The sequence below is a fragment of the Chitinophaga sp. W2I13 genome, from assembly GCF_050434005.1.
Classification (GTDB): domain Bacteria; phylum Bacteroidota; class Bacteroidia; order Chitinophagales; family Chitinophagaceae; genus Chitinophaga.
Genome location: NZ_JBNPWD010000001.1, coordinates 1642167 through 1664007, shown reverse-complemented (window position 1 = coordinate 1664007; position 21841 = coordinate 1642167). Strand labels below are relative to the sequence as shown.

20 protein-coding genes are annotated in these 21841 nt (G+C 47.1%); 10 read left to right on the top strand and 10 right to left on the bottom strand.

The features are described 5' to 3' along the window. Positions 1-4: 4 nt before the first annotated feature. Complete coding sequence (locus QFZ48_RS06620) at positions 5-1309, top strand: cryptochrome/photolyase family protein (RefSeq protein WP_429061679.1); 1305 nt, start codon at positions 5-7, stop codon at positions 1307-1309. Between the two features lie 54 nt (positions 1310-1363). Here the strand turns inward: QFZ48_RS06620 and QFZ48_RS06615 are convergent, their stop codons facing one another. The 7 genes from QFZ48_RS06615 to mqnB all read right to left on the bottom strand — a co-directional run bounded on the left by QFZ48_RS06615 (position 1364) and on the right by mqnB (position 10812). Next, on the bottom strand, positions 1364-2515 hold the full coding sequence (locus QFZ48_RS06615; RefSeq protein WP_429061677.1) for a TlpA disulfide reductase family protein: 1152 nt from the start codon (positions 2513-2515) through the stop codon (positions 1364-1366). A 4-nt stretch (positions 2516-2519) separates the two neighbouring features. After that, positions 2520-3980 (bottom strand): RagB/SusD family nutrient uptake outer membrane protein, encoded by a 1461-nt coding sequence (locus QFZ48_RS06610; RefSeq protein ID WP_429044795.1) that lies wholly within the window; start codon positions 3978-3980, stop codon positions 2520-2522. An 11-nt stretch (positions 3981-3991) separates the two neighbouring features. Next, entirely contained in the window at positions 3992-7438 is a 3447-nt protein-coding gene (locus QFZ48_RS06605) for a SusC/RagA family TonB-linked outer membrane protein (protein WP_429061676.1), read from the bottom strand. 98 nt (positions 7439-7536) lie between these two features. Continuing rightward, a complete protein-coding gene (locus QFZ48_RS06600) occupies positions 7537-8553 on the bottom strand; it encodes a FecR family protein (protein ID WP_429061675.1) in 1017 nt (338 codons plus the stop codon). Between the two features lie 125 nt (positions 8554-8678). Further along, positions 8679-9287, bottom strand: a complete 609-nt coding sequence (locus tag QFZ48_RS06595; protein WP_429044801.1) for an RNA polymerase sigma factor — start codon at positions 9285-9287, stop codon at positions 8679-8681. Between the two features lie 32 nt (positions 9288-9319). Then, positions 9320-10117, bottom strand: coding sequence for a 1,4-dihydroxy-6-naphthoate synthase (locus tag QFZ48_RS06590; protein WP_370909323.1), 798 nt, complete (start codon positions 10115-10117; stop codon positions 9320-9322). Between the two features lie 26 nt (positions 10118-10143). Continuing rightward, positions 10144-10812, bottom strand: coding sequence for a futalosine hydrolase (gene mqnB, locus QFZ48_RS06585; RefSeq protein WP_429044804.1), 669 nt, complete (start codon positions 10810-10812; stop codon positions 10144-10146). A gap of 114 nt (positions 10813-10926) precedes the next feature. Between mqnB and QFZ48_RS06580 the strand changes: the two genes are divergently transcribed. The 3 genes from QFZ48_RS06580 (at position 10927) to fabD (ending at position 12984) form a co-directional block, all read left to right on the top strand. After that, entirely contained in the window at positions 10927-11340 is a 414-nt protein-coding gene (locus tag QFZ48_RS06580; protein ID WP_079469374.1) for a 6-pyruvoyl trahydropterin synthase family protein, read from the top strand. 45 nt (positions 11341-11385) lie between these two features. Then, positions 11386-11973: a GTP cyclohydrolase I FolE gene (gene folE, locus QFZ48_RS06575; RefSeq protein ID WP_429044805.1), complete on the top strand. Its 588-nt coding sequence runs from the start codon at positions 11386-11388 to the stop codon at positions 11971-11973. Between the two features lie 120 nt (positions 11974-12093). Continuing rightward, complete coding sequence (fabD, locus tag QFZ48_RS06570; RefSeq protein ID WP_429044807.1) at positions 12094-12984, top strand: ACP S-malonyltransferase; 891 nt, start codon at positions 12094-12096, stop codon at positions 12982-12984. Positions 12985-13192: 208 nt separating this feature from the next. Here fabD and QFZ48_RS06565 read toward each other — a convergent pair whose 3' ends face one another. Both QFZ48_RS06565 and QFZ48_RS06560 read right to left on the bottom strand, forming a co-directional pair. Beyond that, positions 13193-14047 carry a GNAT family N-acetyltransferase gene (locus QFZ48_RS06565; protein ID WP_429044809.1) on the bottom strand — a complete coding sequence of 285 codons (855 nt, stop codon included), beginning with the start codon at positions 14045-14047 and terminating at the stop codon, positions 13193-13195. A 71-nt stretch (positions 14048-14118) separates the two neighbouring features. Beyond that, on the bottom strand, positions 14119-14586 hold the full coding sequence (locus QFZ48_RS06560) for a GNAT family N-acetyltransferase (RefSeq protein ID WP_370909328.1): 468 nt from the start codon (positions 14584-14586) through the stop codon (positions 14119-14121). 232 nt (positions 14587-14818) lie between these two features. Between QFZ48_RS06560 and QFZ48_RS06555 the strand changes: the two genes are divergently transcribed. From QFZ48_RS06555 to QFZ48_RS06535, 5 genes are all read left to right on the top strand, one after another. Then, positions 14819-15310, top strand: coding sequence for a DinB family protein (locus QFZ48_RS06555; protein WP_429061673.1), 492 nt, complete (start codon positions 14819-14821; stop codon positions 15308-15310). Positions 15311-15358: 48 nt separating this feature from the next. Next, the gene (locus tag QFZ48_RS06550; RefSeq protein ID WP_429061671.1) at positions 15359-16018 is read left to right on the top strand and encodes an NUDIX hydrolase; all 660 of its coding nucleotides are present in this window, start codon (positions 15359-15361) and stop codon (positions 16016-16018) included. A gap of 111 nt (positions 16019-16129) precedes the next feature. Next, complete coding sequence (locus QFZ48_RS06545; RefSeq protein ID WP_429061669.1) at positions 16130-18052, top strand: sensor histidine kinase; 1923 nt, start codon at positions 16130-16132, stop codon at positions 18050-18052. Then, entirely contained in the window at positions 18049-19062 is a 1014-nt protein-coding gene (locus QFZ48_RS06540) for a hypothetical protein (RefSeq protein WP_429061667.1), read from the top strand. Before QFZ48_RS06545 ends, QFZ48_RS06540 begins: the two co-directional genes overlap by 4 nt. 4 nt (positions 19063-19066) lie before the next feature. Then, entirely contained in the window at positions 19067-19999 is a 933-nt protein-coding gene (locus QFZ48_RS06535) for a sensor histidine kinase (RefSeq protein ID WP_429061665.1), read from the top strand. A 37-nt stretch (positions 20000-20036) separates the two neighbouring features. Here QFZ48_RS06535 and QFZ48_RS06530 read toward each other — a convergent pair whose 3' ends face one another. Then, a complete protein-coding gene (locus QFZ48_RS06530; RefSeq protein WP_429061664.1) occupies positions 20037-21008 on the bottom strand; it encodes a beta-ketoacyl-ACP synthase III in 972 nt (323 codons plus the stop codon). Between the two features lie 230 nt (positions 21009-21238). Here QFZ48_RS06530 and ruvA point away from each other — a divergent pair, with 230 nt between their 5' ends. Next, positions 21239-21826 carry a Holliday junction branch migration protein RuvA gene (ruvA, locus tag QFZ48_RS06525; RefSeq protein ID WP_370909334.1) on the top strand — a complete coding sequence of 196 codons (588 nt, stop codon included), beginning with the start codon at positions 21239-21241 and terminating at the stop codon, positions 21824-21826. Positions 21827-21841 lie beyond the last annotated feature (15 nt).

The window sequence follows — 21841 nt, the reverse complement described above, 5'->3', positions numbered from 1 at the left end:
TAACATGGAACAAAAAATCAGTTTATGCTGGTTTCGCCGTGATCTGCGGCTGGACGACCAGGCCGCTTTCTATTATGCATTACGTGCCGGAAACCCGGTAGTACCGGTATTTGTTTTTGATACCCACATTCTCAATGACCTGGAAGATAAACACGATCGCAGGCTCACCTTTATTCACGAAGTACTGGAGGATATGCAGGAGCAACTGCAACAGCTGGGTTCCTCAATGGACATTTTTTATGGTACTCCGCAGGCTGCTTTTGCGCACTGGACCGCCAAATACAACATTGCCAACGTATACACAAATCATGATTATGAACCCTATGCAAGAAACAGGGATGCTGCCATAGCAAAGCAGCTCAGCGAACAGGGTGTTTCTTTTCACAACTACAAAGATCAGGTGATTCTTGAAAAAGGAGAAGTACTGAAAGATAACGGTGAACCATATACGATATTTACGCCTTACAGCAGAAAATGGCACGACACCCTCACCTTTTTTCATCTGAAATCTTATCCCTGTAAAAAATATTATCAGCATCTTTTTAAACAATCCCCTGTAAAAATTCCCTCCTTAAAAGAGATGGGATTTACAGCGGGTGAAAAACATTTTCCTGCAAAAGACCTGAAAGAAGCACTGATTAAACACTACGATGAAACCCGTGATTTCCCTTCTGTGAATGGTACCTCCAAATTAGGTGTCCATCTGCGTTTTGGTACAGTAAGCATTCGCGTATTAATGCAGCAGGCCATGCAGCTCAATGCCACTTTTGCAAAGGAATTGATCTGGCGGGAGTTTTACCAGATGATCCTCTGGCATTTTCCGCATGTAGTAGGAAATTCTTTTAAGAAAGAATATGATAAGATAGTATGGCGTAATAATGAAGCGGAGTTTGAGAAATGGTGTAAAGGCCAAACCGGTTACCCGATAGTAGATGCCGGTATGCGGGAACTGAATACTACCGGGTTCATGCACAACCGTGTTCGCATGATCACCGCGAGTTTTTTAACCAAGCATTTACTGATCGACTGGCGTTGGGGGGAAGCTTATTTTGCAGCTAAACTGTTAGACTATGATCTCGCTGCAAATAATGGTGGCTGGCAATGGGCAGCTGGTTCGGGATGTGATGCTGCGCCTTATTTCAGGGTATTTAATCCCACGCTGCAAATGCAGAAGTTTGATAAAGATTTAAAATATATCCGTAAGTGGGTGCCGGAATTTGAAGGATTTGAATATGCTAAACCGATCGTGTCGCATGAAGAAGCACGCCGGCGCGCATTGGAAGTATATGGAAAAGCGCTGAAGAAATAATAAAAAAAGCAGTGGAGATGATCATTCATCTCCACTGCTTTTTTATGGTGAATGTTAGTGGTTAAATACTTCTTTCAACTTAACGTCTAATGCCTCATGTTCTTCTCCGCCGCCGCCATAGCGGGCTATAATTATCCCTTTCGGATCAATTAATATCTGGGTAGGCAAAGAATGAATGCCGAAGTGTTCACTGATATCATCCGGGTTAGGTTCATTCTTCAGGCGTTTATTCATGTCCAGTCCGCGCAGTACGTGTTTCCATACACCAATACCATCTTTTTCTACCGCTTTTTTCCAGGCGTCATGATTGCGGTCGTCGTCGGACACACTGATCACTTCAAAACCTTTATCCTTGTATTGTTTGTATAGTTCCAGCAGATGAGGATTACCCGCGCGGCACGGTACGCACCAGCTGGCCCAGAAATCCACCAATACATATTTCCCTTTGAAATCGGATAAACTGAGTGGCTGGCCATTGATATCTGCTTTACTGAAATTAAACGCAACGCTGCCCGGCGAACCTTGTTCAATTTTTTTAATCTCCTGGGCTATCTCCACACCATTTTTACTTTGTTTTAAAGCGGCGCTTAAGCCGTTGTAATAATATTTGGCAGAATCCAATGTCATGCTGCCTACCTGGAAACGCATGAGATAAATACTCAGGAAAGAATTAGGATGTTCCCGGATAAATTTCCTGGACAACTGGTTGTTTGTTTCAAAGTAAGGCGCCAGTTGCTCGCGGATAGCCCCGGCTTTGTCGTGATCTTTTTCATTCCGTAATGCTTCCAGTAATGGCTGGTATTTTACAGTAGCGATTTCTCTTTCTTTCTCCAGTTGTACATTTTCGTCATTACTTACAGAGCCTTTCAGAACGGTGGTACTGAGGTCACCGTTTGTGATAGTGATCGTCATGGCGGCGGGTTCCAGGAACAGGTAGGCCTGCTCTTTTTTGTTGCCGGTCATGTTGTTGATCAGCGCTGCAGAAAACACGCCGGGCGTGGGCTGCGATAAGGTACCCGCAAAGCCGAACCTGCCATTTTTAACTTCAGCGCTATCGGTAATGTATTTCGTGCCATTGCTATACTGCAGGTAGTATTTCGCGGGCGCATTGCCGGTAACGGTACCGGTTATACTGAATTTCTGTTGTGCGGTTACCAGCTGACTGAATGCTAACGGTAACGATAGTACGAAAATTATTTTTTTCATAATGCTATTGTTCGTTTTGTGTAAGATTAGGATTGAGGATAATTTCTTCCTGCGGAATGCGCAGTAATATCTTCGGGCTCGTGGCGGCAATCGTCATGGCGCCGCTGCTGGCAGAAGCATAGTTGCGTACCATCGGTAATCCATTCCTGAAAAAATCAAAACCGATATGCCCTTCAAAGGCGAGTTCCAGGCGCCGTTGCAGGAGGATTTCATCCAACAGTGCCTGCCCGGAAAGATCTACGGAGGCGAGCCCTGCGCGGTTACGGATGATATTCAGATCGGCCAGTGCAAGATCTTTTTTGCCGAGCTTGGCGTTGGCTTCTGCGCGGTTCAGGTATACTTCCGCGAGGCGGATGTACCGGAACGGCGATTTACTATAGATGGCTGAGTACAGGTACATGTACTTGGCCGTGGCAATGCTGTCGTTTGGAAAGCCGGGAGTTACGTTTACTTTATAGTGCGATGTGCGCAGATCTGTTGTGCTGATCCTCGTCAGCAAATCGGGGGAAGGACGATAGTAACCGCCGGTATAATTGATCTGCGGAGGATAGGCGTACTGTTGACTGATAGAGGTGCTGCCATAATCCGTATTGCCCGCAAAAATATCTTCCTTATTGGCGGCATTGCTGCTGTTGTAGTAGGCCCGGTAGTCGTTGCCGGTGAGCAGGGTGTACTTGTTACTGTTAATCACCTGGTCAGCATAACTCACTGCCTGCTGGTTAAAAGTGGCGTCGGGTTGTTGGAACGTGCCGCCCATATAAAGGTACACGCGTGACAACAAAGCAGCGGCGCTCATTTTACCGGCGAAGCTGTTGGACTTTTCCTGGTTAAACAAGGGGATAGCTGTTTCCAGATCTGAAACTATCTGCTCGTACACGGCTTTAACACTGGCACGCGCGGGCTTATAGCCGGTGCCGTTGGCCGCCGTGGTAATAAGCATCACACCGGGCGATCCTGCTGCGTCCTGGTAATAAGGCTTTGCATAAAAACGCACCAGGTTAAAGTATACAAACGCCCTCACAAACAACGCTTCTGCTTTCGCCTGTAAAATGGCAGGACGTTGTTCCTCTTTGGTTACATTATCCAGCAACTTGTTGGCGTGCAGGATGGTAAAGTAACTCCCTCTCCATAAGTAGTAAGTCCAGCTGTGGTCTTTATCGGGCGAATTGGTATAATCGAACGCATCGGAGTAACGATTAGGCCCCAGATCGAGTGAACGGATATTGTTGCCGTGTGTTTCCGAAAGGAACATCGTAACATCACCATATCCAAAGCTGCTGTTTTCCATGGCAACACCCGAGGTGATCATCGGATACAAACCCAGTGCTGCCTGGGAAAATCCTTCGGGAGTACTGAACTGGGCATCTTCGTTGATGACGTTATGCGGACGTAATTCATCCAGTTGTTTATTGCAGGCGCTTAATGAAATAAGGCTGACGGCGGCTATTATTATTGTACGCTTCATTTTTCAGTAGTTTAGAATGTAACATTAAGACCAGCAGTAATGCGCCGTGGATTTGCGTTCCCGATACCTACTCCTCCATAGGAAGTGGACGTGCCGATGGAGGCACCTTCGGGATCTGCGCCTACATAGTCTTTACGTTTGATAACAAAAACATTGTCCATGCTAACGAATACGCCTGCACGCTGTGCGTGGATCTTTGCCAGTGTTTTCTGAGCAAGATCGTATCCGATCCTGATGTTGCGCATGCGGATATGGCTGGCGTTACCATACACCAGCGATGAGCGGCTGTCGAATGCCCGCCAGGTATTCATCTTGCTGCTGTACACGTCAGGGTAGTTAGCATTTTTATCACCGGGTTGTTGCCATACTTTCTGGCTGGATTGCCAGTTGACATTGTTCCTGCCGAGAAACGGCGCACCAGGATCCTGGAAGTTGTTGATAAGGCTCATCGCAGTATAGTTGCCTGCCTGGAACCACATTTCTGCACTCAGCGAAAATTGTTTGTAGGTAAAAGTGTTGGTAAAACCTCCAAAGAATTTGGGTGTAGCAGAACCCACTGTCTGGTAATTGCGGATATCTGACATGGCGCCAATGCCTTCCACCACCTGCTTCTTGCCGGATGCGTCATAATTTTCAAACAGTGGAGCGCCGTTGTCGGGATTTACCCCTGCATAGCGGATCGCTTTAATCACGTTCAGGTCTTCTCCTTCATAACGGTAATACGCTCGGTTGTAGTTATCAAGAAGAGAATCGCTGTATAATTTTTGTATCGTATTTTTATTAAAGCTCACATTGAGGTTGGTGGTCCAGCTGAAATTCCGGGCATCTATATTCCGGGTGTTCAGCATCAGTTCCAGCCCTTTGTTCAATACTTCTCCCACGTTCTGATACTGTTGGAAAGATCCTTGTGCAGAACCTACGAATACCTGTTGCAGCAGGTTTTTACTGAGCTTGGAGTAGAGGTCCGCCGTGAGTTCCACGCGTTTCCATAGACTGAGGTCTATCCCGGCGGTATTGTTAACAGTGGTTTCCCAGCTGATATCCGGGTTTTCCAGTTGTGTGATGGCGGAGCCAATGCTATTAACGTTGTCGTAGGTATAGTTGCTGGCAGCAGCATAAAGGGTTTGGTTCAGGTATCCATCGCCTACATCCCTTCCGGAAGTTCCGTGCACTACTCTCAGCTTCAGCAGGTCTATTGCTTTCACATCTGCCAGGAAAGCTTCTTTGTTGATCAGCCATCCGGCACTTACGGCATAAAAAGTACCGTATCTTTTATTACGGCCAAAGTTGGTAAAGGCATCAGTACGAAGGGAGGCTGCAGCATAATATTTAGCGAGGTAGTTATAATTTAATTCACTAAAAGCAGAGAAGCTCGCTCTTTCTGTATACCCGCCGGAGGGCCGGTAGGGGGAATTGTACGCCACATTGATAGCGCTACCGAAGTTTTTCGCTGCGCCCATGTTTCTTTCACCCGGCAGCAGGTTATACATATCTGTACTGCTGGTTTCACTATTACGTCTTGCCCATTCTGTTCCTGCCAGGAAATTCAGGCTGTGCTGTCCAAACTGTTTGGAGGCATTCAGTGTATTTGTGGAGGTAAAATTAAAGAACCTGGTATCTGCAATAGTAAGCGTTCCGTTAGGAGTAGCAGCGCCAGGAGCAAACAGGTAAGGATAACCACCATATTTCCCGGAGAAGCTACGGGGATCCAGGTATGAGTTCCGGTGGGTATTGATATAATCGATAGTATTGGTGGTTTTAAGACTTAACCAGGGCAATACGCGATAGCTAAGCCACGCGGTACCAGTGAAGTGCTGGTTGTTTATAACCGCGGTATTATCGAATTTCTTTTCGGCTAAAAAATTCTGTGACCAGGTGGTATAAGGAACACCAAAATTATTGGATTGCCTCACCGGGATACTGTCGGCCAGTGTACCATCCGCATTGTAAGGCGTTACAAAAGGCTGAGTCATATAAAGTGCCGGCACACCGTTGCGGGAAATGGTTTTATCGATGATGGCACTGGTGTTCAATCCGCCGGAAACTTTTTTGGAGAAGTTCTGGACAAGGTTCAGCCGGAGGTTACGGCGGTCGAAGGTATTACCAATGTTAATGCCTTTCTCCTTGTACCAGTTTACGCCTGCGTACACCATTGTTTTATCGTTGCCACTGTTAAGTCCCAGGCTGATATCAGAAAAATCACCATCATCAAACATGGCTTTTTCCCAGTCGAAGTTCTTGGATTTATCTTCATCTGTATAAATCCTTCTTTGCTGAATAAAATCTGCTGCAGTAGGAAATTGTTGCTGAAGAGAAGGTGTTTCCTCCCATCTGCGTTGCATTACTTTATCCATCAGCGCAGTACTTTCTGTGGTGTTCATCATGCGGATGGCGCGGTTCTGTTTAATAGCGCCGTAACGGGTATCGAGTGTAACATGCACCCCGCTGTTGGCGGCAGCTTTTTTGGTGGTTACCACAATGACTCCCTGTGCCGCGCGTGAACCATAGATGGCCGTAGACGCAGCATCTTTCAGGATAGTAACGCTTTCCACATCAGCAGGATTTACTACATCCTGCAGGTTCTGTGAGTTGGAAATCACACCGTCAATTACGATCAGCGGTCCGAAGTAAGCGCTGGTACCGGATGGGAGGGAAGATTCGCCGCGCAGCAATACCTGTCCCCTTGCGCCGGCATCGGCGCTGGGTTCCACGATGTACATGCCGGTGGTTTTGGCTTTCAGCATAGAGAGGATGTTGGAAGAAGAAACAGAGCTGCGCAACTGGTCGCCCGAAACTTTTTGCACAGCGCCGGTTAGTTCAGCCGCTTGTTTATTGGTATAGCCCATTACTACTACGCCGCCAAGACTGGTAGCATCTTCCTCCATCGAAATATGATTTTCTTTCCCGGATACTACTTGCGTTTTCTGGCGGTAGCCGATGCTGCTGATTAGCAGCGGGTGACCTTCTTCAGCTGTTACCGCGAACATGCCGTTGGCATCTGTTACGGTGCCTTTGCCGGTAATAATGTCCCGCACGGTAGTGCCGGGAAGCGGCTGTCCCTGACGGTCGGTTACCCTTCCTCTTATCATGGGTAGGGCCTTTGTAACGCCGGTTGGATTGTAAGGCTTTACTACGCCGATCATGTTACCGCTTACCCGGAATTGAAGGCCGGAAGCATTTTCCAGCTCTGCCAGCACTTCGCGGATGTTCCTGTTTTTTATGGCCAGGGTAACATGCCGGATGGGCAAGGTGGCGGCATCATAAAAGAACTTTACCTGGTAGGTGCTTTCAATTTTTTTGAAGGCGGTAGAAATTGTCACATCCCGGAGCGCTATTGATTTTCTTTGCTGGGCGTATGATAGCATACAGATCATCAGCATTAACAACACCAAAAGAGGGAACTGCCATTTTACTGCAGTGCTTAACGGCGCACGCAGGCGCGCATAATTAAAAGTCATGCATCAGATTTTTTAATGATGGTTGATATGGTCACTACAGGCGCCGGCAGCCTGCATGTGATCCCGGTTTCAGCGATTTTGGTGGAAACGCTTTGTTATTAAAATTGAATCAGCACTTTGTCCGGTTGTATTTGAAAACTACATCCGGCTGTAAAACAAAAGATGTTCAAAACTTTTTCTAATTTATCGTTGTCGAAGGCTCCGGAGAACCGTTTGGCATATAATGAATTTCCGGTTACCTCGAATGGTATTCCATACCAATTTTCCAGTTCACGTATAACTTCAAAAGCGCTGGCATTGTTAAACACTAATTTTCCTGATTTCCAGGTGCGTAATGCAATGGTATCAAATGTTGACCTGCTCATTTTCCGGGTAGATTCATTCCACCGCGCCTGCTCTCCCGGCGCCAGTGTGAGCGGATCTGCCTTACCTGATTTCTCACTTACCTTTACTTTTCCGCTGAGCAGAGAAACGGTCGACTGTGGCTCATACGGATAAGATTTTATTAAGAAGGAAGTCCCCAGTACCGTGGTTTGTATCTGTTTGCTGGTTACCATAAAGGGATCATCGGAATTTGTTTTTACATCAAACAGGGCGGCGCCCTTTACCAGTTCTACATGCCGGTGCCGGTTGCTGTAATCAGAAGGAATCCTAACGGTTGTATTGGCGTTGAGAATGATTGAAGAGCCATCCGGTAAGGTGAGCAATTTCCGTTGTCCCCATTCGCTGGAATACACCAGGAAGGTGTTGGGGGCCGTTGCGGGCTTCCGTGGCTTTAGCCGGGGCCATAACAGGGTAGCGCCTCCCACGAGCAGGAGTACTGCTGCTGCGCGCCAGGCCACCTGCCGCCAGTTGATCCGCCGGATACGCGCTGGGTGAGTGGCTTTGATCGCCTGTTGCAGCCTGTTTAGCTGTACCGTCCTGTCTTTTTCCGCCTCAACCGTATTGATGTTATAATATAGCGCCACTGCCGCTGCCACCTTATCCTTTATTTCAGGATGCAACAGGATATAGCTTTCCCATTTAGCAATAGCCGTGTCGTTGTTTCGCCGGATATATTGCAGAAAGGTGTCGTCGAGCAGCAGGTCTAATTCAGTCAGGTCCTTTGGCAGCATTCCCCATCTATTTTTAAAGTAGAGCGACAATCATTGCTCTTTTACCGGGTATGGACCGGTAAATTTTCAGATTTTGATAAATTTTATTTTAAAGAGGCTTTATTGAAAATAATCTAACAGGGAAATTATAAGGGAAGTAACAGCAGTAAAGTTCTCAAATGCAGGTTGCCGGATTTAAGATCCTGTTCCAGTGATTGTTTGAGTGATTTCAGTGCTTCGTACAAGTGATTGTAAACAGTGCGGTGCGTAAGGCCCGTGATACCTGTTATTTCGTCGTAGCTCCGGTTTTCGTAAAAGCGGAGGTTAATTAGTTCTTTCTGTCTCGGACTCAGTAAAGATATGGCTTCCTGTATACGTCCGATGGCTTCTTTGTTTTGTTGTTGCTGCATCAGCAATTGTTCAGCAGAAGGAATGTCGCTGCCGGTTTCGGTCTCCATCCATAGCGACAACAGGCCATTGTCCTTTTTTTCCTGCTGAAGATGTAATAACAGTTTGCGTTTAAAGGAGGTGATAATGTAGCTGCGTACATTGGTGACGGTATCCAGTCCTTCTTTCTTCTCCCAAAAATAAAGAAACACCTGTTGGATACAATCCTTTACCGGTTCGCTTCTTGCGCATATTTTAAGGCCCAGGAAAAGGAGCAGGTGATAATACTTTTCATACAAGGTATATAGCGCCTGTTCCTCTCCTTGCCGGAACCTGTTCCACAGGTCTGTATCCTTATTCTCGATCATACCGCAACAAAAGAACGAAAAAATCGGCTGCTTTACGGGCGGATTTTTTCCGCTGCTTCCATCAGCGCTACTACGGCGGCTTTGCCTTCTTCGCCCAGGTCTAAGCTGAAATCATTCACATACAGATCAATATGCTGGCGCATCACGGATTCATCCATTTCCTGCGCGTGTGATTTCACATAGTCAGACAGCTGCGGGTAAGTAGTATAGCTGTTTTGCAGGCTTTTATGGATTAGCGCATCCAGTTGTGCACGGGTCGCTTCAGGTACATCTTTACGGATAAAGATGCCTCCCAGCGGGATGGGATTACCGGTGGTTTGTTCCCAGTACTCGCCCATGTCCATCAGCTTTACGAGGCCTTTGAGCTGGTAAGTGAAGCGGTTTTCGTGGATGATCACGCCAGCATCCACATCACCGTTCAGCACAGCGTTTTCAATTTCTGAAAACAGCATTACCTTTTTATTCGTGGCTTCGGGGAAAGCGATGGAGAACAACAGGTTGGCAGTCGTGTTTTCTCCGGGAATGGCGATGGTCAGATTTTTTATCTCTTCGCGGGGAATATCCTTCTTTGCAATGAGCAAGGGGCCGCAACCACGTCCCAGTGCACTGCCGCTGTTGAGCAGTTCGTATTGATCTTTTACCTTGAGGTATACGGCAAAACTCAGCTTTGTAATGGCCAGTTTGCCTTGTAGTGCCCAGTTGTTCAGTGTTTCCACATCTTCCAGGTGGGTATCGAAGGTAAATTCCCTGGTGTCTATTTTATTGTTTACCAGTGCGTCAAAAATGAAAGTATCATTCGGGCAAGGTGAAAAACCTAAAGATAAATGCATAGCTATCAAAATTTTATAGTCTGTCGTTAAATGCCGGCCAGTGTTTCCACGGTTTTTATCAGTTCGTCGTTGAGTGTTTTTATTGCCAGGGGAATCTTCCATTTGCTTTTATCCCTGATTTCCACATAGTTAGAGATGCTGCGCAGTTGAAAAAACGGTATTTCTTCCAACAGGCAGGCATAGTGAAAGGCGGCGCCCTCCATGCTTTCTATATCTGGGTCGTATTTGGCCACCAGCTTTGTTATGGTAGGTTCGCTGCCGCTTACCAGGTTTACGCTCACCCCGGTAGCAGTGGGCAGGGGAGGTACTTCGGGCAATCCAGCAAAGGTATTCACCAGGCTGGTACCGGTAAAGGGCGGCTGTGATGGCTGCCAGAGCTGTATATCAAATAAATCTTTAAACTGATCGTTGTCTTCCGCGCCCAGGTCGGCCAGGTATTCGCGTTTAATGAGTACCACCTGTCCCAGCTCCCAGCTGTGGCGGAAACTACCGCCAATACCCGCCTGTATGGCTATATCGGGCCGGTTTACCACCAGGTGCCTCCCGAGGCTGAAAGCGGTGTGCATCATGCCAATACCCGCAATCAGTATGTCTATATTGCAGTTCGCGGCTTTAAGGGCCGGAATGTGCTGGTCGATGTACTGTAAAAAAGGCTGTATTTCCAGCGTGGTAGCCGCGGTCACCAATATTTTCATCCTGTAAAAATACAGCAAAAATGATTGCTCCCCGTGTAAAACAATTGACAGGAATTAGGATAAATTGGCTCTACTCACTTAATAGTGGTATTTTTGCAAAAATTTTTTGCAATAATGATTTATTTAACGCGAGTAGAGAACTTCAATGCTGCGCATAAGTTATCTAACCCGGGCTGGAGCAAAGAAAAGAACGAAGAAGTTTTCGGTAAATGCGCCAACGAGAACTGGCATGGTCATAATTACGAACTGCACGTCACTATAAAAGGTAATCCTGATCCGGAAACGGGTTTTGTATTTAATGCCAAGACTTTAGGGGTAATTATCCGGGATGCGGTGATAGAAAAGATCGATCACCGGAACCTGAATATGGATGTTGATTTTATGAAAGATAAATTCACTTCCGCTGAAAATTTATCTATCGCTATCTGGGATCAGCTGGCCAAACACCTGCCTGCAGAAGTGCAGCTGCATTGTATCAAACTGTATGAAACCCCGCGCATCTACGTGGAGTACTATGGTGGCAAGTAATGCCTGTATATTACCGGCCTTTGAAATTTGTTAAATCATATAAGAATGGCGTATAATAAGAACGAGAGTTACGATGAAAAGATCACGTCCGGTCTTGTAGAAAACTATAAAGAATGCCTGCACCTGCTGGGGGAAGACCCTGAAAGGGAAGGACTGCAGAAAACACCTGAACGGATGGCTAAAGCCATGCAGTTCATCACACAGGGATATCAGCAGGACGCGCGCGAAATACTGGAAGGAGCGAAGTTTACCGAAGCATATAGTGAAATGGTGATTGTAAAAGACATCGAGTTATACTCTATGTGTGAACATCACATGCTGCCCTTCTTCGGAAAGGCCCATGTAGCCTATATTCCAAACGGGTATATCACCGGCCTGAGCAAAATAGCCAGGGTGGTGGATGTATATGCCCGCCGCTTACAGGTACAGGAACGTTTAACACACCAGATCCTGGATGCTATCCAGGAAACCCTGCAGCCGCAGGGCGTTGCAGTGGTGATTGAAGCGCAGCACCTGTGTATGATGATGCGCGGTGTACAAAAACAAAACTCCCTTACCACCACGTCTGCTTTCAGTGGCCAGTTCGAACATGGTACCACCAGGGCCGAATTCATGAAACTGATCAGCAAATAAAATAATTTATATTACGGATTACGGATTTATGGGTAGATGATAATAGTAATTTATATTTATCAGCTACCTGTAAATCCGTAATTCTTATTTATATTTGAAAAAATATTAATTTATATTCACATGAAGCATGCTTACGTATTTCCCGGACAAGGTTCCCAGTTTCCGGGTATGGGCAAAAATCTGTACGACACCAACGCAAAAGCAAAAGAACTTTTTGAACAGGCAAACGACATTTTAGGCTTCCGTATTTCTGATATCATGTTCAATGGTACAGAGGAAGACCTGAAACAAACCAACGTTACACAGCCAGCCGTATTCCTGCATGCAGTGATCGCCTTCCTCTGCACGGAACATTCTCAGCCCGAAATGGTGGCAGGTCACTCCCTCGGGGAATTTTCCGCCCTCGTAGCCAATGGCGTGCTGTCATTTGAAGCTGCCCTGAAACTGGTGGCTATCCGCGCCAATGCCATGCAGAAAGCCTGTGAGCTGCAACCCTCCACCATGGCCGCAGTACTGGCCCTGGATGATGCTAAAGTAGAAGAAATATGTGCTGCTGTTACCGCTGAAACGGGCGAAATAGTAGTACCTGCCAATTATAATTGTCCCGGCCAGCTGGTAATTTCCGGTACCCTCAAAGGCGTGGAAATTGCCTGCGAAAGAATGAAGGCCGCCGGCGCCAAAAGAGCGCTGATCCTGCCGGTAGGTGGCGCGTTCCACTCTCCTTTAATGGCTTCTGCCAAAGAAGAGTTACAGGCAGCCATCAACACCACCACCTTCAATAATCCTTCCTGCCCCGTATACCAAAATGTGGTAGCCGTAGCCGTAACAGCACCTGCACAGATCAAACAAAACCTGATCGATCAGTTAACCGGTGCTGTGAGATGGACACAATCCGTTCAGGCTATGGTGGCCGATGGCGGCAAGGAATTCACCGAAGTAGGCCCCGGTAAAGTATTACAGGGACTGATCCAGAAAATCAACAAGGAAACGGTGGTAAACGGAATTAATTAATGCCGCGGATTTTGTCTTCCTCAGGATTAAACTTATTACACTGATTACGCTGATTTGATCACTTTTTGATTTTAAAAGATTATGGGAGATATAAGCGGATATTTTCGCTTATATCTCCCATAGTCTTTTAAAATCCTTTAAAAAATCCAAAAAGTAAAATCAAAGTAATCAATAAAATCAGCGTAATCAGCGGGAAAGACAAAATCCGCTATAATACAATCTCCATCTCGTACTGCGACAGATAATGCATCAACCCCGCCTGTTGCAGGAATTTGTCGATCTCCGGAAAATGTTCATCGATATTAATAATGCTCACCGCCGCACCCATAAACTGATCGGCTGCGTATTGCAATAAGGCGCTGCCAACACCTTTTCTGCGGAACCCGGGGTGAACCGCTATATTCCTGATTCTGCGGGTATCTTTGTGAACACTGATAAAGCCCGCCGTTTGTCCGTCCACAGTAGCTTCCCAGGTCACTGTAAAAGGCGCTTCCCGCTGTATGCTGTTCACGCTGTTGGACCAGGTGGGCATCATATCCATAAACGTAGCCAGCAGGGGCCAGTCGGGTGTTGTATTTTCTTTTATGGAGATGCCCGCCGGGTTTTTATGCGTTTTTATATTGCCTTTGAAAGAATGAATAGTGCGGGTTTTATGAAACCCTGTATTCGTATATGCTTTGATGGCAGGAAGGTTGGTGCTGATTACTTCCAGTATTATTTTACGGATACCCTGCAGCTGGTATGCAGGAATAAACTGATCATACATTTTCTGCACGAGGTGCTGGCCGCGGTATTGGGGAATAATGCCGGTGCCGCCGTTGTATAACACCGTTGGATGCACTTTGTCGTCCACAGCATGTAAAATGAATCCGCCAAGCGAATTCCCGGCAAAGGCGCCGATAGAATAATCCCGTAGCAGGTTTTCGCCCTGCATCTTTTGTTCCAGTATAGAGGGAGTAAGGTGCAAAGGTACTATATAATCGCTGAAAGCCGCGTTGAAAGTGTCGCAGAGGTCGGGTGTGGATACGTTGTGAAGTGTCCGGAAGTCCTGGATAAAAATCATAGTGGAATGGTATGTCATCAATATTAACGAGGATTAACGACATACCGTTCCGGAATTGTATGAGCGGAAAATTATTGCAGTTCTATGCTGACATTAATCCACTCAGGATCAAATTTATCCGTATATTTTTGGTAGAAATTAATGGCAGGTGTATTCCATTCCAACACCTGGAATACGATGCCGCTGAACTGCTTTTCCTTTGCTTCAATGATCAGCTGATCAAACAGCAGCTTGCCGATGCCCCGGCCCCGCCAGTTCTCTGTAACAATAATATCTTCCAGGTACATCCGGCAACCTTTCCAGGTGGAGTAACGGGTATAATACAGCGCAAACCCGTGAATCACTTCCTGCCCGTTAACTGCAGTGGAGGCTACAAATGCCTTCCACACCGGGTTGGGACCAAATCCGGCTTCCTCAAAATGTTCCTGGCTCACCGTTACTTCTTCCGATGCTTTTTCATACGCCGCCAGTTCCCGGATCAGTTCCATCAACCTGGCACTGTCTTCTCTTCGTGCAACCCTTAACGTTATATCTTCCATATCTGTATATATTAATCAGGTACCCTGGCCGTTTGTTTATACACACCCGTTTGCAGGAACGGCCTCCGGCCGCAGGCTGCAAATTAATCAAAATTGCGAAGTCCGTCGCCGTCATGCATTCCGGTACACGGATGCCCATGTACCGGCAACTAAATATCGGTGGGTTAAAATGACAAACAATATTGTAATTTGTAGGTTGTTTGGGATGGAAACGGCATTAATCTCTTCTTACATGAAAAATATGCTTGCGCATTATACTGCTTACAATTGCTGGGCAAACCAGCAGCTGGCAAAGGGGTTACTTAAACTAACGGATGAACAGCTGGACCGGGACCTGGGAGGAGGGATTTCTACATTGCGCGCTGCCGTTTATTACCTGTGGCATACGGAAAGTCTCTGGTATCAGCGTTTACAGCTCACGGAGAAAACAACCGATCCTACGGCGGGCTTCAGCGGGAGCTTTGCGTCAGCCTGCGCCGCCTGGCTTACACAGTCGGCACAACTGGAAGAATGGGTACAAAAGGCCAGCGAGGTAAAGCTGAACCACACCGTTGCCTACACCCTCAAAAAGAGTGAGCACTATAAAATAGCGGTGCAGGATGTGATCATGCAGGTGTGCAACAGTAGTACCTTTTACCGTGGTCAACTCGTATATATGTTAGAGTTGTTAGGCATAAGTAAGATACCGGCTACGGAATACAGTCGTTTTAAGCCGAAAAAATAGGTTGGTTTTGTTATTTTTGATAGATTTTCCGCCTTTTAAAATTCCTATATGAATGCTGCTTCTTTTTATGCTAAAGCCCCGAAACACCTGGTGGCAGTAGATTGTATCATCTTCGGTTTTGATGAGGGCCGCCTGAAATTATTGATCATGCAACGTAAAGTTGCTCCTATGGCCGGTGAATGGTCGCTGGTAGGCGGCTTTGTGCAGGAAGATGAAAGTACCGATGAAGCGGCCGCCCGCGTGCTGGAACATACCACCGGGCTGAATGATATTTACATGAACCAATTGCATTGCTACGGTAATGTAGGCCGTGATACCGGCGCCAGGGTTATATCTGTTGCCTATTATGCGCTGATACGTATTAAAAACCACGATAAGCCACTGGCCCGTGAACATGGTGCGCACTGGCTGGAACTCCACGAAATACCGGAACTGATCTTCGATCATACAAAAATGATTGAAGACGCACTGGCCGCACTCCGCAACAATGCACAGTTCCATCCCATTGGCTTTGAACTGCTGCCGGAGAAATTTACCCTCTCGCAACTGAGAAGTCTCTACGAAGAGATCTACCAGAAAACCCTCGATAAACGTAACTTCCGGAAGAAGATCCTGTCGCTGGATGTGATGGAAAAACTGGAGGAAAAAGACAAAACCTCCTCCAAAAAAGGGGCTCACCTGTACCGTTTCGAATCCCGAAAAATATGAAGCCCTGAAACGTAAGGGATTGGTATTTGAAATCTAGGTGGTAAAATGAACAAAATGGATGGAAGCAGGGACTGTAAATAAAATTATTTTACAGGCCGCTGATTCCCTTTTATGTCATGTTTACGCCGTATGGGCCTGTGTGCCCTGCTTTTTATTTCGCGGACATTGTGCGCCCAGCATAATGATATTGTAGCAATTAAGCATGCGTTACCACGGTTAACGGACAGTGCTGACTATGCAGATGCGTTAAACAGGATATCATCGTTGTATCTGCCGCAACAGCTGGACAGCAGCGGGGCATATGCCAGGCGCGCCAACGAACTGTCGGAGCGTATTCATTACAGCAAAGGGCAACGCGACGCATTACGGGGCATGGGCCGGTATTATGCGCTGAGACCCCACCGGTATCTTTCCTTTCTCTTCTATGACAATGCACTGGCTGCCTGCCGCGCTGCCGGCGACTCCGCAGGGGTTACCGTATCGCTGATGAATATTGGCACCTTTTATCAATACCAGCAAAAACATGCGGAAGCCCAGCACTATATTAACAAGGCACTGAAAGTAGCCTGGGATGCAGGATTAGACTCCCTGCGGGCATGGGTACTGGTTAGTTACTACCTTATTAATGAATCGGATTCCACCGCTTTGCCCGTTGCACAGAAAGCGCTGAAACAGGCCATCAACCTCACACACAGGTATAACGACGTCCCGGGTATTTTATACACCCACTTATTTGCAGCGCACGAACAACTGCGCGCAGGCGAAACCCGGAAAGCAGAAGAAACCCTGAAAGAAGTAATGGCCGCGGCCGGCAGTGCAGGGTTTAACTACATCGCCATGTACGCCTGCATGCAACTAACAGGCTATTGTATCTGGCAAAGAAAGGCAGATTCGTTGCTATATCAGCGTAAATCGGTGGACTATGCAGTAGCAGGCGGATACACCGGGTTAATGCTTCCCGTGATCACCGGGCTGTATAACACCTGCCTGCAATTGCGAGACACTCCCAACGCCAACGGTTACAGCCGCCTCGCCCTCGGCGTAATGCAGCAGCAACAGGAAGATATGCTGGCCGGCGAAGCAGATTATCTTTCCTATGCCTTTGGCGATGAATGGCTGGACTCTCTCCGGCTGCAACACCACTCACAACGGGAGCAACTGGCCTCTAATAAAGCCGCAAATCACTTCTGGTATTACCAGCTGCTGATCATTGCGGGCATTGCCATCCTGCTCATCATCCTCCTCACTTACTATGTGCGCGCCCACCGCCTTTCCCGGAAAAATGCCGCCAGTATGGCCACGCTGCAGGAGGAGATCCGCCTGGGTAATAAAGCGCTCCAGGATAGCGACGACTTTAAGAATAAACTGATTTCCATGATCGCGCATGATTTCAGAACACCCCTGTATAACATCGTCAATATCACCGGGTTTATAGATGAAAAAGCGCTCACCGTAACAGATGCCGCCAGCATGATTGTACAGGTGGAACATACGGCCTCAGACACCCTGGTTATTTTTGAAGAAATATTACGATGGATCCGTACCCAATTGTCCGGCTTTGTGTATCATTCGAAGATATTCCTGCTGGAAGAAATGATCAACGCCACGGCAAACGCCCTGCAGCATTTACTTGCCGCGAAAGACATCCGGTTATCGATCGACATTCCTGCAGGTACCACCGTTCAGGCAGATTATGAAATGTTGCAGTTCATCCACCGGAATTTTTTGCATAACGCAGTTAAATTTTCGCCCGACTATGGCGTAATAACAATTAAGGCTATACGTAAAAATAACTGGCTTACGGTTTCTTTTATTGATGAAGGTTCCGGCATCGATGCCGCTGTACTGCCGCATCTCTTTAACTGGAGCAGCCACACCAGCGAGCCCGAACGTGCAGGGAAAGGCGCCGGGCTGGCGCTCATCATCTGCAAGGATTTTATAGATAAAATGAACGGAAAAATAAAGGCAGAAAACAATTACGAGGAAGGCAGCACCTTTTACTATCAGCTGCCGGAATCACCGGAAACAGCATGACGCGCAGCATAAACAACTCATATTACCAACGCTGGGTATCCGCCACGTTGCTGGCGCTCGCATTGTTGTGCGCTGCACAGCGCGCTGTACCCCAAAGTCCGCAGCTGCCGGAATTGCTGCATGAGTTGTCTGTTCAGCAGGATAGCATCGCTTATATCAACACCCTGGGGAAACTCGGGGCGCTGTACATGATGATTAACCTCGACAGCAGCTTTATCTATGCGGTCAGGGAACATGAAATGGCCGGACGATGGCAGTATAAACAAGGCCTGGCAGACGCCTGCGATGTGATGAGTTTCTGTTACGCCCTGAGAACAGATTTTAATGTTGCCGGCATTTACGGCTACGAAGCACTGCGGCTGCATAAAGCGTCATCAGACAGCGCACGCATCGCTAAAACGCTGAGCAACCTGTATCTCTATTACCGGAATATGGGCCGGCCGGCAGATGCCAATAACTATTTCTATGAAGCCTTTCATATGGCTGCCAGGCTTCCGGCATCGCAGGATTCTGTCTACAGTATACTACTGGTAAATTACGCGATGCGTTTTTACAGGGATAGTACCCGTAAGGACTCCGTACAATGGGCATTACAAACAGCTGCGCGTATCAGTAAGAAGTATCCGCAAAGCCGGTTGCCGTTGTACATCGACGCTTATGCAGCAGATACGCTGGTAATACAGGGAGGTGGAAAAGAGGCAGAGGCCAGGATCAACAGCCTGGCTGCGGCGGCGCTGAACAGGGGACTACCTTATGTGGCCATGGATATTTATAACCGGTTGGAAGACTATCACCGGCTCGGCTATCATACAGATTCTACCCGTTACAGGGAGCTGTCTTATGAGCTGGCGAAGAAGGCCGGGTGCATTGAGCTGAACCTGCTGGTGCTGGCGGGGTTATACGACTATTACCAACGGCATAACAACGTTGTGAAAACCGGTTATTACAGCCCGGGAAATCATGCGGTTGGCCGCGCAACACCGCTACCAGCAGGGAAAGGACCCAATTAATTACATGGCCTTTTTCTTAAAAGAACAATCCCTGCAACAGCTGTCGCGCAGCAACAGGCAGCAACAGCTGGAGCTGGAACAGGTGCAGTTGCGGAAAAAGCATAGCCAGTTTGTAATAGCCGGCCTGTTTATTATTGTGATCCTGCTGTTTATCCTGCTTTACAGCAGGTACCGGCAATACATCACCTGGCAGGAACAGGAAGCTGCCATTTCAGACAGTTATACACAGGTATCGCTAAAAAATGTGGCCCTGCGGGCAAATGATGAGTTTAAGAACAAGCTGATTACCATCATCGCCAACGACTTCCGCGCACCGCTGTATTATATTTCGGAGGTGGCCATGAAGCTGCGGAATCAGGAGGCCGGCCAGCCCGCCATGGCTGCTTTGATCAGGGAAATTGCGTCGGTATCCGGTAGCACACTCTGTGTATTTGACAACATCTTAATGTGGATCCGCATGCAGTTGTCGGGGTTTGCTTATCAGGGAACACATTGCCAGCTGAGTGATATCTTCCGGCAGGTATTAAAACAAACAGCGGCTGCTGTAAAGGAAAAAATACTGGTGGTAGTTAACCTGCTGCCGGAAGGGGCGGTGGTAATGGCGGATCCGGAAATGCTCCGTATTGCACAGTTGCACCTGCTGCGGCTCTCCATACAGTATGCACAGCCGGGCAGCCTGCTGATCCTGTCGGCCTGGAACAACGAAGGGGTAGCATATATCCGCATCATTGCCGATACCGGCCCTGCTACAGAAGAGATCTTACAGCAACTGGCCTGCTGGCAGTATGATATGTATGCCCTCAGTTATGCTATTACCCGGGATTTTATGGAAAAGATGAAAGGGGCTGTATTGGCTACCACCAGCGAAGGACGGTACCTGGTGTTTACGGCCGTGCTGGAAGGCGTAAAAACACAAACGGATAACAGCTGCGGGTGATCCGCCACTGTTATCCGTTGTAATATCGGGAGTAAGGTTATTTACCGTATTTATCGCCGTCGTACGCCCACTTGATGTAGTTGGCGCCCCAGGTGAATCCGCCGCCAAAGGCAGCCATCATTACGTTGTCGCCTTTTTTAAGCTGCTTTTCGTAATCCCACAGGCATAAAGGAATAGTGCCCGCGGTGGTGTTGCCATAGCGGTGAATATTCATCATTACTTTCTCATCCGGTACATTGATGTATTGGGAAGTAGCCGCAATGATACGTTTGTTCGCCTGGTGGGGTACCAGCCATGAAATATCGTTTGAGGTAAGGTTATTGCGTTCCATTACATCCTTCGCGGCTTCAGCCATGTTGGAAACGGCGTATTTAAATACCATTTTACCTTCCTGGTATACGTAGTGTTCGCGGTTGTTTACGGTTTCAATGGTGGCAGGTTTTACAGAGCCGCCGGCCTTCATGTGGAGGTATTCACGGCCGTGACCATCACTCTTCAGGATGCTGTCAATTAACCCGAAACCTTCTGTATTAGCTTCCAGTAATACACCACCGGCGCCATCGCCAAAGATGATACAGGTGGTTCTGTCGGTATAATCAATGATAGAACTCATTTTGTCGGCCCCGATGATCATTACTTTGGCGTAACGGCCACTTTCAATGAACCGGGCACCGGTTTCGAGGGCGTATAAAAAGCCGGAACAGGCAGCGCTGATATCAAAGCCAAAAGCGTTTTTAGCGCCGATTTTGTCGGTTACCACGTTGGCAGTAGCTGGAAAAGTCATATCCGGGGTTACGGTGGCCACAATCAACAGATCGATTTCTTCGGGGGAAATTCCTCTCTTTTTGCAGATTTCCAATGCTACCGGAACACACAAATCAGAAGTACCTTTCCCTTCTCCCTTCAATATCCTTCTCTCCGAAATGCCCGTCCGGGTTAATATCCAGTCGTTCGTTGTATCTACTAATTTTTCTAATTCCTGGTTGGTTAGCACGTAATCGGGAAACATACCCACCCACCGCTGTAATAGCGGCCGTTATTTTATTCATATAAACTAAATATGTGTTTAAAACGAGGCGTAAAAATACGATATAAACGTATATTTCCTAAAAAAGTCGCATATGACAAATATTAGGGATTGTCAATCCGTTAAAAGTTAGCATCTTTGCCCCGGTTTTCCCGGATACATTATTAACCATTTTCCAAAAGTTTAATTAATTTACTGAACCTTTACCTCGTATGATTGCTTATCTGAATGGTAAATTAGCATATAAATCACCTGCTCTTGTTCATATGGATGTGAATGGAATCGGTTATGAAGTACAGATTAGCCTGAATACATATTCCCGGATACAGAATATGGAAAGTTGCAAACTGTTGACCTTCCTCCAGATTAAAGAAGATGCACACACATTATATGGTTTTTTTGAAGAAGCAGAAAGAAGCCTTTTTCTCCTGCTGATCAGTGTTTCAGGGGTAGGCGCGAGTACCGCGCGCATGATGTTGTCGTCCTTACAACCGGAAGATGTACAACGCGCTATCATGATGGAAAATGAAAAAATGCTCGAAAGCGTGAAAGGGATCGGTGCGAAAACAGCCAAAAGAATAATCCTGGAACTCAAAGACAAATTGACGAAGCATAAGGATACCGGTATACATTTATCTGCAAACGTGAACAATACAATCCACGAAGATGCGTTAAATGCTCTGATAACTCTGGGGATAGCCCGGGGTATGGCAGAATCATCTATCCAGAAGGTCATGAAAACCGAGCCGCTATTGCAAAATTTGGAAGAACTGATAAAGAAGGCTCTGAAAACGTTATAAGAAGTAAATAAAATC